Origin of the sequence: Brevibacterium atlanticum (genome assembly GCF_011617245.1) — a bacterium.
GTDB classification, from domain to species: Bacteria; Actinomycetota; Actinomycetes; order Actinomycetales; family Brevibacteriaceae; genus Brevibacterium; species Brevibacterium atlanticum.
In genome coordinates, this window is record NZ_CP050152.1 from 669,663 (window position 1) to 683,114 (window position 13,452).

Consider the following 13,452-nt stretch of genomic DNA (forward strand, 5'->3'; position numbering starts at 1 on the left):
ACCTACTCCTGTTCCCTGCCATTGCTTAGGATGACAATTAACCGCTATCTAGCTTGAGGACATAATGTTAGGAAGTCAGCGTAAGTATTCATCACCGGCGGTCAGCGCCTTCATCGACATCATGGGTTCACGCCACGTGCTCACCTCGGCGCGAGCGACGGCACCCTATGCGAAGGGCAACCGCTTCGGCGGCGGCAACGTGCTCGCGGTGCTGCGGCCCGGCAGCCTCGTTGATATGTGGCGGGCACTGCAGGTATGCGTCGACCACGACCTCATCGTCATCCCCCAGTCGGCGAACACCGGCCTGACCGGGGGATCGGGGCCCGGCGATCAGGACTACGACCGCGAGATCGTCATCATCTCCACCCTGCGCATCAACCAGATCCACCTCATCAACGACGCTCGTGAGGCCGTATGCCTGGCCGGATCGACGCTCTACGAACTCGAGGACGCACTCGCCGCGCACGGTCGTGAGCCGCATTCGGTCATCGGCTCGTCCTCGATCGGTGCCTCGGTCATCGGCGGCATCGCGAACAACTCCGGCGGCAGCCAGATCCGCAAAGGCCCGGCCTTCACGGAACACGCGATCTTCGCCCGCGTCACCGCCGACGGCAAACTCGAACTCGTCAATCATCTGGGCATCAGCCTCGGCGAGGATCCCGCGCACATCCTCGACAAGCTCCAGCGTGGGCACTGGGACCCCTCCGATGTCACCCCACCGCCCGAGGACACCTTTGAGACCGACTACGCCGACCACGTGCGCGAGATCGTCGACTCCCCGGCCCGCTACAACGCGAATCCGAAGTTCCTCCACGAGGCCTCCGGGTCGGCGGGCAAGCTCATGGTCTTCGCCGTGCGCACCCGCACGTTTCCCAAGGTCAAGGACACGACCACGTTCTACATCGGCACGAACAGCCCGGCCGAACTCGAGGAGCTGCGCCGGAAGATCCTCACCTCGGATCGGCCGCTGCCGATCTCGGGAGAATACATGGGTAGGCCGTCGTTCGACCTCGCGGAGAAGTACGGCAAGGACACGTTCGTGTCCGTCAAGCATGCGGGCAGCCGCGAGCAGATCAAGCTCTTCGCGCTGAAGAACTGGGCCAATGGGGTGTTCGCGAAGATGCCGTTCTTCGGCGAGACCGTCGCCGACACGATCGCCCAGCGTGCCTTCGGCCTCCTGCCGCAGCAGCTGCCGAAGCGGATGCTCGAGTTCCGCGACCGCTTCGAACATCACCTTCTCCTCGTCGTCGCAGGAGAGGAGAAAGCCGCGACCGAAGAATTCCTCAATTCCTTCTTCGCCGAGGCTGCCCACGAGGGGGACTTCTTCATCTGCACTTCCGATGAGGCGAAGTCTGCGATGCTCCATCGCTTCGGTGCCGCGAGTGCGGCCACCCGGTACTTCAACCTCAATCGCGAGGACTCCTCGGAGATGATCACCTTCGATGTCGCGCTGCGACGGGACGAGGAGGACTGGCTCGAGGTGCTGCCCGATGAGATCGCCGATCAGCTGCACATCAGCTCGTACTACGGTCACTTCTTCTGCCACGTCCTCCACCAGGATCATGTGGCGAAGAAGGGCGTCGATCCGGTGGCGCTGAAGAAGCAGATGATGAAACTCCTCGAGGCCCGGGGCGCGGCCGTGCCTGCCGAACACAACTACGGTCGGCTCTACCACGTGCCGGAGACGATGGAGGCTCACTTCAAGGAGCTCGACCCGTGCAACGTCTTCAACCCCGGCTTCGGCGAGACCTCCCCGCACAAGAACTGGGCGTGAGAGCGGCCCCTCAGCACGGCCCTCACGCATCCCACACAGTCAGCGGCACACCACCCCGGTGCAACGAGGTGGTGTGCCGCTAACAGTGCCTGATGCTTCACGAGCGGTGCGATTAATCGCTCACGGTGACGGATGCTGTCGGGGAAGGGACTCCGACGACGGTGCTGGTTGCCCATGGCCGTCTGCGGAACCGACGGAACCCGCACCATCCTGGCGACCCGCCTCAGTCCTCGTCTTCGATGTCAGCGGCGGCGGCCGCCTCGGCGCGGGCCTGCTTGATCTTGCGGACACGGGAGATCGTCATCAGGGTGAGTGCCGCGATGAACCCGAAGGCCGCAGCGAACACAATGGTGTAGGCGCTCGTAGGGGCACCGAGCGTTGTCGCCCCCATTCCGGCATTGATGAGCGGATATCCTTCGCTCATGTGGAAGACGATCGCGCCGACCCAGACGATGGCGAATACGGCACCTACGATGTTGCCGATGATGAGCCGCCTCGGCGAGACGCGAGACATGGCCATCGAGAAATCGACGTTTTCGCGATTGCAGTACGCCGAAATGACGACGCTCGTGACCATGGATCCGAGGACGATGAGCGAACTCCATATTCCGGCTCCGAGGGTGGCGAAGATGAGCGCGAGAGCGAAGAACACATACGTCGAGACGACAGCGCCGAGTGTGTAGGCCCGCAGGATGACGTCCCGTTCGCGTTCATCACCCATCGAGGGGTCGTCGAAGCCGGCGATCCGGTCGGCGAGTTCGTTGGTGGGCTTCTTCTTGTCGCTCGTGCTGTTCATGATGGTTCCTCCTTCAGCGAGAAGATCTCTTCGACGGTGGTCTCGAGTGCGCGGGCGATGCGCAGTGCCAGGTAGACGCTCGGGGCGTAGTCCCCGCGTTCGGTCGCGATGATCGTCTGGCGCGAGACCCCGGTGAGCTGTGCCAGCTGGGCCTGAGTGAGCCCAGCGGCCTTGCGAACCTGTTTGAGGTCCGAGGTCTGAACTTCCATGGGGCTCCTTGATGTCAACTTTTCTTTACATTTAAAAGTAAAACATGCTTGACATCTGTATGTCAATGATCTTTGACATCGCCGAGGTGGCCCCGCGGTTTCGCTCGCGGACCGGGCTCATCGTAGAGGCTGAGTTGGGCTCGAACGCGCGCGTCCCTCACCGCAGATGACAGAACACCCCGACGCAACGGGGTGTTTTCGCGTTGAAGGTGAGAGACGCAGTCCGGCTGCAGCCCCAGCAGCGCCCCTACTCCTCGACCTTGACCCTCCGGCGGTCCTTCTCCAGTCGCGCCTCGTGACTCGACCGCTTGGGGTTGAGGAGTTTGAGCAGCGACAGCGCAATCACTGCTCCGAGCACAGCGCAACCGGCGGGCAGCAGCATCGCGGTCTTCGCATCGGCGGCATCGATGATGTTGCCGGCGATCGCCGACCCGAACGCGACGCCGAAGCCCAATGAGGTCCCGAGCCACGCGAAGGCCTCGGTCAGGCGACGAGGCGGGGCGAGCTGTTCGATGACCGAGTTCGCTCCGATGAGGCTCGGGGCGATCGCCGAGCCGACGATGACGAGGATGATGCCGAAGGTGACCATCGAATTCGCCAGCAGCATCAGGCACGCGCCGACGGCCAGGCAGGACACCGCGACACCGAAGCGGTGGTGCACGGCGGCCTTCCAGCTCCGGGCCCCGTACAGAGCGCCGGACACCAGTGACCCCAGAGCCAGGCAGGACAGCAGCACGCCGGCCGTGGACTTCACACCGAGCTCGTCGGCGAAGGCGACGGCGATGACGTCGATCGCACCGAAGTTCACACCGAGGAAGATGTTGACAAAGATGATCGCGAGGATGCCCGGGTTCGAGACCACGTGGCCCTTGGCTTCGGTCGTCCGCTCGACCGGCGGCGGTTCGGTCGCCTTCTGAACGTAGAGCAGCAGCGATCCCACACCGACGGTGATCATCGAGAGGATGATGCCCGCCGGCGGCCACACTGCGGTCGAGAGCACCGTGGCCAGCACCGGCCCGGACACGAACATCAGCTCATCGGCGACGGACTCCCACGAGAACGCGGTCTGCAGCTTCTTCGGCGTGTCCACGATGTGTGACCAGCGCGAACGCACGAGCGATCCGACGGAGCCGACGGTGGCCCCGCCGATGCCGGCGAAGAGGAAGATCAGGCCCGGCCACCAGTCCCCGTAGACAGAGACGATGAGCAGCGTCAGTGCCGCGAGGTGGACGACGACGATGGGCGCCATGATCCGCGACTGCCCGTGACGGTCGACGAGTCGCGCGATCCCGGGGCCGGCAAGGGCTTGGACGATCATGTACACGGCGGAGACGATGCCCGCCAGACCGTAGGACCCGGTCACGCCCTGAATGAAGAGGACGATTCCCAGCCCGAGAACTGCGATGGGCATGCGGGCCACGAGACCGGCCAAGGAGAACTTGAGAGCACCGGGAAGCGACAGAATCTCCCGATAGTTGGTGAACACCAGGAAAGTCTACCGACCGTCCCGAACGTCGGCCAGGTGAATTCTGCGTTATTGCTGGTGAGTCCCCTCACCTCGGCGCTGGTGTCATCACTGTCAGATCACAATGCGATCGTCGGCGTACGACGGTGCCGTCGGGCCGCGATCACGGCACCTGACAAGGGCGAACACCCTCGCCGAGGTGGCTCGCCCTCCCGTGCGACCGCCTGGTCGGGCGCGGGGATGAGTCGAAAGGTGAGAACTGAGTCACCACGGTCGCTATACAATAAGCGGGATTGCCCACTTTCCCGGCGTGATGCGCCGCCCCGAAACCCCGGAGTGCCGATGACGGACAACACCACCTTCGACGATCTCTTCGACCACCAACCCGAGGAGCAGCAGCGACCGCGGAAGAAGAAGCGCGTCTGGCGCAAGGTCCTCGTGATCCTGCTCATCATCGTCATCCTCGGCGTGCTCGGCATCGGACTCTATGTGTGGAACGTCGGTCGGTCGTTCGACGACAACGCCAACCGGCTGAGCGATGAGCAGGTCTTCGGCAAGCAGAAGAAGGGCGACGGACAGGACGGCGGCACGAACATCCTGCTGCTCGGCTCCGATGAGCCGATGGACAAGGTCGACGTCAACGATTCGCGCGGCCTGCGCTCGGACACGATCATGGTCATGCACCTGCCCAAGGACGGCGGCAACGTCCAGGTCATGTCGATCCCGCGCGACAGCTACGTCGACATCGAAGGCCACGGCAAGGCGAAGATCAATGCGGCCCTGTCCTACGGCGGTCTGCCGCTGGCCGTGTCGACGGTCTCGGACTTCATCGGCACGGATCTCGATCACGTGGCGATCATCGACTTCGAGGGGTTCAAAGCCCTGACCGACAGCCTCGGCGGGGTGACCGTGAACTCCGAGCAGGCCTTCGAGAAGAACGGCTACACCTTCGCCCAGGGCGAGAACGTGCTCGACGGTGATCAGGCGCTGACCTTCGTGCGCGAGCGCAAGTCGTTCAAGGACGGCGACTTCCAGCGTGCGCGCAATCAACAGGCGTTCATCCGCGGGCTGACGAACGAGATGATCTCCGCCGACACCCTGTCGAACCCGAAGAAGATCCAGGACATGGTGAAGAACTTCGCTCCGTACATGTACGTTGATTCGGGCCTGGACGCGAAGTACATCTCCTCGACCGCCTTCGACATGCGCGACGTCCGCCCTGGTGACATCGAGTTCTTCACCGCTCCCGTGTCGGGCGTGGGCACATCCCCGGACGGTCAGTCGATCGTCAACGTCGATGAGGGCGAGCTGAAGAAGCTCCGCGAGTCGTTCAAGAACGACACCGTCGCCGACTACGTGCAGAACGCCCCGGAGGCGCACCTGTAATACCCTCGCCGAGGTGGCCCCGCCCGGGTCGCGCAGGTGGGCAGCGTGCCGACCGGACCAGCCGGATTCGAGCGCAGGTTGCCCGCCACAGCCGTGAGCGTAGGCAGTGTGCCCGCCGGTGATCGACGTGACGAACCCCGCTCCAGGAATCGCCTGGAGCGGGGTTCATCTGGTTCGAGCGGTCGGCGGTGACTCTTCGTCAGCGCCGGGTCACCTTTTCGTGAGGGCTGCGTCAGTCCTCTTTTCGTGCGGCCACATCAGTCCTCGAACTGAACCTTGTGGACTCCGTTCGGTGTGCCCCACTCGTCGTCAGGGTTGGTCACGGCTTCGTTGGCGACTCCGAGGCTCATCTTCTCGCCGGTCACGGTGTTCTCGTAGTCGACGTAGACCGTTCCCGCTGCACCTTCGGCGCCGACGCGGTCCCAGTGGGTGCCGTTGGCATCGCCATGCTCAGCGAGCTCCTCAGCGACCTGGGACGAGGCGAAGGCTTCGACCCGGTCCGTGTTGCCCTGCCCCCATGCGCGAACGAGTTCATCGGCATACTTGACCGTGTCTGTCGGGTAGTACACGGACTGTGTGCCGACGCCTGAGTCCGATGCCTCGCTCGAAGCGCCGGCAGTGGATGCGTCGGCGGCCAGAGCCGGTCCGCCGGCGAGCCCGAGGCCGGCGAGTCCGGCGACGGTGGCGATTCCCAGGGCTGCTGCACGATTGCGGATGGTGGACTTCATTGTGTCGATCCCTTCTTCTCATGTGCTGCCACCGAGGTGCGTTGTGGCTCGGTGGCATGTCGTTGACGGAGATCAGTATTCCGACCGAATCTGGGGGTGCGGCAACGATCGCTGGGAACGAACTCAGAGCGAGTCACAGCATGAAGACAGCAATATTGCGGTTCCACGACAGCGGTGAAACACAACCGCAACCATTGCGGGTGGAGGTGCGGGAACATGTCCGTCGCCGAGGGGGACGGCGGCGCATCCGGGCGGCGCGTCGCCGGAGGTTCGGGCCTCCACATCGGAGTCCAATACGACAATTCCGATCAATCAGCGATACGTGATCGTGACAGCTTTCGTCCTCGACGATGACTCTCTCGCCGAGGCGGCCCCAGGTTCGTCCTTGTCGGCGCCGTGTCGTCGTCGCTCACTTATCGGTTCGGTCGAAAAACGCGTCGTGCACGACGCGTTTTTCGACCGAACCGATAAGTGAGCAGAAGGTGGCTGAGAGTGAGCAGGAGGTGCGCACGCGAGGCGTGAGCAGGAGTCGCGTTCAAGTGGCGTGACCGGGAGGCGTGCGCAGGCGCGACCTCGTCAGTGCCTGACACCCCCTACTTGAGAACCCCTTACTTCAGAACTCCGTCTACTTCAGAACCCCGTCGACCAGGGTCCGGGCGTCGTGCTGAACTGCCCGCAGGTGGTCCTCGTCGCGCAGGGATTCGGCGTAGATCTTGTACACGTCCTCCGTGCCCGAGGGGCGCACGGCGAACCAGGCGTTGTCCGTGGTGACCTTGAGACCGCCGATGGGGGCGTTGTTGCCCGGCGCCGAGGTGAGCACCGAGGTGACTGCTTCCCCGCCGACGGTCTTCGCGCTCACCTGGGCGGCTTCGAGGGCGCCGAGCCGGGCCTTCTGCTCGCGGGTGGCGGGGGCGTCCTGACGGGCGTAGGCGCTGGTGCCGTGGTTGGCAGCCAGGCCGTCGTAGCGCTGCGAGGGAGTCTGCCCTGTCTTCGCCGTCATTTCGGCCGCGAGCAGGGCAAGGATGATGCCGTCCTTGTCCGTCGACCATACGCGTCCGTCGCGGCGCAGGAACGATGCGCCCGCCGATTCCTCGCCGCCGAAGGCCAGCGTCGAGTCGAGGAGGCCGGGCACGAACCATTTGAATCCGACGGGCACTTCGAACAGCGTCCTGTCATGGGCTGAGACGATGCGGTCGACGATCGATGAGGTGACCAATGTCTTGCCGATTCCGACGCCTGAGGGCCAGTCGGTCCGGGTCTCGAGCAGATAGTCGATGGCGGCGGCCAGATAGTGGTTGGGGTTCATCAGACCCGCGTCGGGGGTGACTATGCCGTGGCGGTCGGCGTCGGCGTCGTTGCCCGTGGCAATGTCGTAGTCCCCGCGGGAGTTGATGAGTCCGGCCATCGCGAACGGCGACGAGCAGTCCATGCGGATGTTCTCATCCCAGTCCAGGGTCATGAATGACCAGGTGGGGTCGACATCGGGGTGGACGACATCGAGGTTGAGGTCGTAATCCTCGGCGATCGCCGCCCAATAGTCGACGCTGGCTCCGCCGAGCGGATCCGCGCCGATCTTCAGCCCGGACGAGCGGATGATGTCGAGATCGATGATGGACCCGAGGTCGTCGACGTAGTTCGAGACGTAGTCGAAGTTCTCGGTGTTCCCCAGGTGGAAGGCTCGCTGGAACGCGGTGCGCGGAATCTTCTCCCACCCGTTGGCGAGGTAGGCGTTCGCGCGTTCGGCGATCCATGTCGTGGTCTCGGTGCCGGCCGGTCCGCCGTGCGGCGGGTTGTACTTGATGCCGCCGTCGGCAGGCGGGTTGTGGCTGGGGGTGACGATGATTCCGTCGGCCTGCGCGTCGTCTCGCGACTTCCCGGCGTTGAAGCCGAGGATCGCATGGGAGACGGCGGGGGTCGGGGTGAAGCCATCGCGTTCGTCGATGAGGGCGGGCACCTCGGCGGCGGCGAGCACCTCGAGAACGGTGAGGAACGCGGGCTCGCTCAGAGCGTGGGTGTCGCGGCCGAGGAAGATCGGCCCGTGGATGCCTTTGTCGCGGCGGAAGTCGACGATCGCGGCGGTGATCGCGGCGATGTGAGCCTCGTTGAATGACCGATTGAAGCTCGAACCGCGGTGGCCCGAGGTCCCGAAGCTCACCGCCTGCGACGGCACTGTGGGGTCGGGAACCAGATCATGGTACGAGTCGAGGAGGGCGGGGATGTCCACGAGATCCCGATCCTGGGCCAACTGGCCGGCGCGAGTAGTCATTCTTCTACCTTGCCAAACCTCGGCCACCTCTCACAGTCCAGTCCACGGAGTTCTTGCATCGTGGACTCTGGGCATGTCAGAACGAGATATCGAGACGCGTCGGCCCGGGCGCTGACTCGGCCTGGGCACTGACTCAGTCCGGCGGCTCCGAACCGTCGTCGTCCTTCGTGTCCCCGCCGCGCAGGTCGCGATCTCCGTCGCCGGAGGATGAGCCTTCGTTGCCGGCTGTCGAGCCTTCGGCTGCGGCTTTGGCATCCGCAGGATCTCGTTCGACCGGAACGTCATGCTCCTCGGCGATGTGCTGGAGTCGTTGCGCGGGCGTCTGGGAACTGCCTTCTGCGTCAGTCTCGGCGCTGACGCCGACGGCAGAGCTGTCGATCTGCTGCTCGTCGTCGGTGTCCTGTGCTGGTGAGTTCTCCGGCAGGTTCTTCTTCTCGTCGCTCATGGACTTCTGCTCCTTTCGGAGGTGAACACTCTCACCGCGTTCGACGGTGGGCACGGATCCGCGAAAGCGATATCGCGATCCGCAGACTCGACGCTAGACCCAACCGGGCACGGGGAGCAAGGGGGCATGAAGGACAAACCTGTGCAATCGGACGGGCCGGGCAGAATGATCAGCCAACCGGAAAAGCCGGGGCAACCGGAAAAGTCTGGGCAACCGGAAAAGCCCTGTTCAAGTGGAAAACGCTGGGATAGAGTGAAATCACTCTGCGGACAGGCGCCGAGAGGCCTGCCCCACACCAACCCGCACTGATGTGGTGAGGAGTCCAGGTATGGTCGGGGCCGAGACGGAATCGATCAGACAGCGTGCATTCACCGGCGGCCTGCCCACCGACGCATTCATCGATGCGACCTTGGCCGATATCCACCAGCGCTACCGCGGACTCGACGACGGAGAGGTCGCCGACTACATTCCGATCCTCGCCGAGGCTGACCCGAGTCGGTTCGGTCTCAGCCTCATCGAATCGGCCGGGGCCGTGCATGAGATCGGCGATGCCGACCTCGAGTTCTCCATCCAGTCGATCTCGAAGGCCTTCGTCTTCGCCCTCGTCTGCGGGTCCCGCAGCACCGAGCTCGTCCACGAACGCGTGGGTGTGAACAACACGGGACTCCCGTTCAACTCGGTGATGGCCATCGAACTCAACGACGGCAAACCGCTGAACTCGATGGTCAACGCCGGCGCCATCGCCACGACCGCACTCATGCCCGGGGCCACCTCGGCGGAGAGATGGGAGAATATCCGTTCCGGTCTCTCTCGGTTCGCCGGCCGGCAGCTGCGCCTCGACGGTCGGGTCTACCAGTCGGAGATGGAAGCGAACCAGCGCAATAAAGCTCTGGCCAGGCTGCTCGAGAGCTACGGTCGCATCATCACCGACCCGCTCGACACCGTCGACATCTACACCCGGCAGTGTTCGCTGCTGGTGACCGCCCACGACCTCGCGGTGATGGGCGCGACGTTGGCCGACGGCGGAATCAACCCGCTGACCGGCTCTCGCGTCGTCTCCGCCGAGGTCGCCCGCGACACGTTGGCCCTCCTCGCCTCGTGCGGGATGTACGAGAACAGCGGGGAGTGGCTCTTCGAAATCGGTCTGCCTGCGAAATCCGGGGTCTCCGGCGGCATCGTCGCCATCGCCCCGGGCAAGGGTGCATTGGGCACCTATTCGCCGAGGTCGGACTCCGCCGGCAACAGTGTGCGCGGTCAGCGCGCCTGCTTCCACATCTCCCGTGCGCTGGGGATGAACCTCTTCGCCTCGGATGCTGTCACGCAACGCCCACGGAAAGGACGATGATGACCACCGAGTCCGCAGTGCACGAGACGGAGGAGCGGCGGTCCTGGGCCCCGATGGTCGGGCTCTTCCTCGCCCAGGTCCTCATGTCCTTCAACGTCGCGGCGCTGCCGATCTCCTTAGGCGGAATGGTCGAGGACTTCGGTGTTCCGCCCACGGTCGCCTCGTCGACGATCGTCGTCTACGGTCTCGCCGTCGCTGCACTCGTGATGACCGGCGCGAAGCTGGGACAGCGCGTCGGATGGGTGCTCATCTTCCGGGTGGTGCTCGTCGTCTTCGCGGCCTCCTCGCTGCTGATGATCTTCTCGCACACCGTCACCTGGGTCATCGCCGGGCAGCTGCTCGCCGGCGCTGCGGCTGCGATCATCGTCCCGGCGCTGGTCGCGCTCATCGCGGAGAACTACCGCGGTGCCCAACAGGCGGCTGCCGTCGGGTCGTTGGGCTCGGCGCGGGCGTTCTCGGGGATGAGCGCGTTCCTCATCGGCGGCACGCTGGGTACCTTCGTGGGGTGGCGGCCGATCTTCTTCATCACGCTGGGCCTTGCCGTCGTCGTCTTCGCCCTGACCTTCACACTCAAGTCCGATCGGGGTGATGCCTCGATCCGGATCGACTTCGTCGCCTCGGCTCTCATCGGTGCGGCCGTCGTGCTGCTGACGATGGGGTTCAACAACCTCAATGGGTGGGGCATCATCCGCGCCGAGGAGGCGGCGCTGTTCGCGATCGCCGGGCTGTCCCCGGCGCCGGTGTTCATCGTCGTCGGCATCGTGCTCGGACAGCTGTTCTTCATGTGGACGAAGAAACGGAAGGCAGCTGGGAAGGTCCCGCTCGTCGACATCAGCGTGCTCGGGCGGCCCAGTGAACGTGCGGCCGTCTACGCCATGTTCGTCATCGTCGCGATGGAAGCCGCCGTGAACTTCACGGTCCCGACCTATATTCAGGTCGTACAGGGGCGCACGCCCTTCGACACTTCGCTGGCGATGCTGCCGTTCAACCTCACGGTCTTCGTCACCGCCACGCTCATCGTCCGCTTCTACAAGCGCTACGCCCCACGCACCATTGCGCTGTTCTCGTTCGGGCTGACGACCGCCGCACTGGTGTGGTTGGCGTTCGTCGTGACGAACAACTGGGAGACGCTGCCGACCATCCTCGGACTCATCGTCTTCGGCATCGGCCAGGGTGCCTTGGTGACTTTGGTCTTCAACGTCCTGGTCACGGCCGCTCCGAAGCACCTGGCCGGTGACGTCGGGTCGATCCGCGGAACGGCGCAGAATCTCGCTTCGGCCGTCGGTACCGCGGTGATGGGGGCCCTGCTGGTCACGGTGCTGTCGACCGGGCTGGCATCGGCCGCCGATGATCATCCCGATCTCCCGCCGGAGCTCGTCGCCCAGGTCGACCTCGACAATGCCAACTTCGTCAGCAACGACGAACTGCGGGAGCTCCTCTCTGGCACGACAGCAACCCCGGAGCAGATCGAGCACGCAGTGGACCTGAACTCGCAGCAGCGTCTGCGCACTCTCAAGCTCGGATTCCTCATCCTCGCCGGGATCAGCCTGGCGGCAGCACTGCCGGCCTCACGCCTGCCGAAGTATCGGCCGGACGAGATTCCGGATCCGGCGAGATGAGATCTCCGATCGGGCGAGACAGACAGGGAGGTGGTCAGGGACTTCGTCCACAGACGTTTTCGATGTTTACATCGTAAGCTAAGCTAGGGCATGTCTCCTTTATTGGCGGAGCCATGTCAGGATCGCGCTGATCACGACAGCCGCTCGATACGTGATGGCGAGCTTGTCGTATCTCGTCGCTAACCCCCGCCATTGCTTGACGTAGGCAAACGAGCGCTCCACGACGTTGCGGTTCCGGTAGACACCGGCGTCGAACACTGGCGGCCGGCCACCTTTGCTGCCGCGCTTCTTCCTGGTCGCGATCTGGTCTTTTTTCTCCGGGATCATCGCCCGGATGCCGCGCGAACGCAGGTAGTCGCGGTTGCCTTTGGACCCATAAGCGCGATCCGCCAGAACGGCGTCCGGACACGTGCGAGGACGACCACCGCCAGCCCGCGGTACTCGGATATCAGCCAGGACCTGCGGCAGGATCACCCCGTCGTGACGCTGTCCGCCGGTGACCACGACAGCCAAAGGTCGACCCTTGCCGTCGACGGCGTGATGGATCTTCGTCGTCAGCCCACCACGTGAGCGACCGATGCCGTGCCCGGCGGGTTCACATTCCGAATCAGGCAGATTCTTGTAATTCGACGTAGCCCCCTGTGTCCTGGTCAGGGCGGGTCGTGTTCGTCGCGTGCTGGTGAGCACGATTGATGGTGCCATCGACGGAGATGTTCCAATCGATGTCACCGGCAGCATCAGCATCGGAAAGCACCCGAGCTAAGACTCGGTCCCAGGTGCCGTCGGCGGCGTAGCGGCGGTGGCGTTTCCATACTGTCTGCCAGGGCCCGAAGTGCTCACGTGGCAGGTCGCGCCAGGCGATGCCGGCCCGGTAGCGGTAGACGATTCCTTCGACGATTCGGCGATTGTTCTCAAATGGTCGGGCTCTCTTGCCGACATTCGAGGGCAGAAGTGGTTCAATCTTCTCCCACTGCTCATCAGTGAAGACTCGGTGTCGTTGCTGTGTAGTCACGTCTCCACCGTGCCAGTCCTGGAATGGTCAATAAAGGAGACACGCCCTAGCGAAATGACGGAGAGTTCGACACCGGCACGTCGGTGGCGCACCCGTCAGTCACGTGATCACCACGTGAGGAAGGAGCATCATGAGTAGGAACAAGGACGATGAGTCAGCGGCAGAATCCGCAGCGAGAGATGCCGCAGCCAAGCTCGACGAGGCGACCGAGAAGATCGGCGGCACCTCGAACGTCGATTCCGGCGTCGAGGTCGGCTACGCCGAAGACGAAAGCGACGAGCGCCTGCAGGAAGTGGCGGACGAGATCGGTGTGACCCTGCACCGCAATCCCGACGGATCACACACGGCGGTCGACGAATCGCAATCCGACCTCGACTGACGTGCGACAGCGGGCATGAAGTGCGACG

General features: G+C 64.1%; 12 protein-coding genes. 5 read left to right on the plus strand and 7 right to left on the minus strand.

Annotated features, from left to right (window positions below; translation table 11 throughout):
- The first annotated feature begins 64 nt into the window (after nt 1-64).
- Nucleotides 65-1,774 carry a D-lactate dehydrogenase gene (gene dld / locus GUY23_RS02910; protein ID WP_166969575.1) on the plus strand — a complete coding sequence of 570 codons (1,710 nt, stop codon included), beginning with the start codon at nt 65-67 and terminating at the stop codon, nt 1,772-1,774.
- Nucleotides 1,775-1,997: 223 nt separating this feature from the next.
- On the opposite strand, the gene GUY23_RS02915 is transcribed toward dld, so the two are convergent.
- The 3 genes from GUY23_RS02915 to GUY23_RS02925 all read right to left on the minus strand — a co-directional run bounded on the left by GUY23_RS02915 (nt 1,998) and on the right by GUY23_RS02925 (nt 4,265).
- Entirely contained in the window at nt 1,998-2,570 is a 573-nt protein-coding gene (locus GUY23_RS02915; RefSeq protein ID WP_166969577.1) for a hypothetical protein, read from the minus strand.
- Nucleotides 2,567-2,779: a helix-turn-helix transcriptional regulator gene (locus tag GUY23_RS02920; protein WP_166969579.1), complete on the minus strand. Its 213-nt coding sequence runs from the start codon at nt 2,777-2,779 to the stop codon at nt 2,567-2,569. The genes GUY23_RS02915 and GUY23_RS02920 overlap by 4 nt, the downstream gene beginning before the upstream one ends.
- A 247-nt stretch (nt 2,780-3,026) precedes the next feature.
- Nucleotides 3,027-4,265, minus strand: coding sequence for an MFS transporter (locus GUY23_RS02925; RefSeq protein WP_166969581.1), 1,239 nt, complete (start codon nt 4,263-4,265; stop codon nt 3,027-3,029).
- A gap of 321 nt (nt 4,266-4,586) precedes the next feature.
- Between GUY23_RS02925 and GUY23_RS02930 the strand changes: the two genes are divergently transcribed.
- On the plus strand, nt 4,587-5,630 hold the full coding sequence (locus tag GUY23_RS02930) for an LCP family protein (protein ID WP_166969583.1): 1,044 nt from the start codon (nt 4,587-4,589) through the stop codon (nt 5,628-5,630).
- Between the two features lie 257 nt (nt 5,631-5,887).
- On the opposite strand, the gene GUY23_RS02935 is transcribed toward GUY23_RS02930, so the two are convergent.
- The 3 genes from GUY23_RS02935 to GUY23_RS02945 all read right to left on the minus strand — a co-directional run bounded on the left by GUY23_RS02935 (nt 5,888) and on the right by GUY23_RS02945 (nt 9,069).
- Nucleotides 5,888-6,358 (minus strand): hypothetical protein, encoded by a 471-nt coding sequence (locus GUY23_RS02935; RefSeq protein ID WP_166969585.1) that lies wholly within the window; start codon nt 6,356-6,358, stop codon nt 5,888-5,890.
- A 625-nt stretch (nt 6,359-6,983) separates the two neighbouring features.
- Nucleotides 6,984-8,624 carry a phosphoglucomutase (alpha-D-glucose-1,6-bisphosphate-dependent) gene (gene pgm, locus GUY23_RS02940; RefSeq protein WP_166969587.1) on the minus strand — a complete coding sequence of 547 codons (1,641 nt, stop codon included), beginning with the start codon at nt 8,622-8,624 and terminating at the stop codon, nt 6,984-6,986.
- Nucleotides 8,625-8,757: 133 nt separating this feature from the next.
- Entirely contained in the window at nt 8,758-9,069 is a 312-nt protein-coding gene (locus tag GUY23_RS02945) for a hypothetical protein (protein ID WP_166969589.1), read from the minus strand.
- 328 nt (nt 9,070-9,397) lie between these two features.
- Between GUY23_RS02945 and glsA the strand changes: the two genes are divergently transcribed.
- Both glsA and GUY23_RS02955 read left to right on the plus strand, forming a co-directional pair.
- Nucleotides 9,398-10,414: a glutaminase A gene (gene glsA / locus GUY23_RS02950; protein ID WP_166969591.1), complete on the plus strand. Its 1,017-nt coding sequence runs from the start codon at nt 9,398-9,400 to the stop codon at nt 10,412-10,414.
- Nucleotides 10,411-12,033, plus strand: a complete 1,623-nt coding sequence (locus tag GUY23_RS02955; RefSeq protein WP_228282685.1) for an MFS transporter — start codon at nt 10,411-10,413, stop codon at nt 12,031-12,033. The genes glsA and GUY23_RS02955 overlap by 4 nt, the downstream gene beginning before the upstream one ends.
- Nucleotides 12,034-12,132: 99 nt before the next feature.
- On the opposite strand, the gene GUY23_RS02960 is transcribed toward GUY23_RS02955, so the two are convergent.
- Nucleotides 12,133-13,045 (minus strand): IS5 family transposase gene (locus GUY23_RS02960; RefSeq protein ID WP_228282687.1). Its coding sequence is split into 2 segments (ribosomal slippage): nt 12,133-12,672 and nt 12,674-13,045, totalling 912 coding nucleotides; the frame shifts between segments, so codons are not numbered across the junction.
- Nucleotides 13,046-13,175: 130 nt separating this feature from the next.
- Between GUY23_RS02960 and GUY23_RS02965 the strand changes: the two genes are divergently transcribed.
- A complete protein-coding gene (locus GUY23_RS02965; protein ID WP_166969593.1) occupies nt 13,176-13,424 on the plus strand; it encodes a hypothetical protein in 249 nt (82 codons plus the stop codon).
- Nucleotides 13,425-13,452 lie beyond the last annotated feature (28 nt).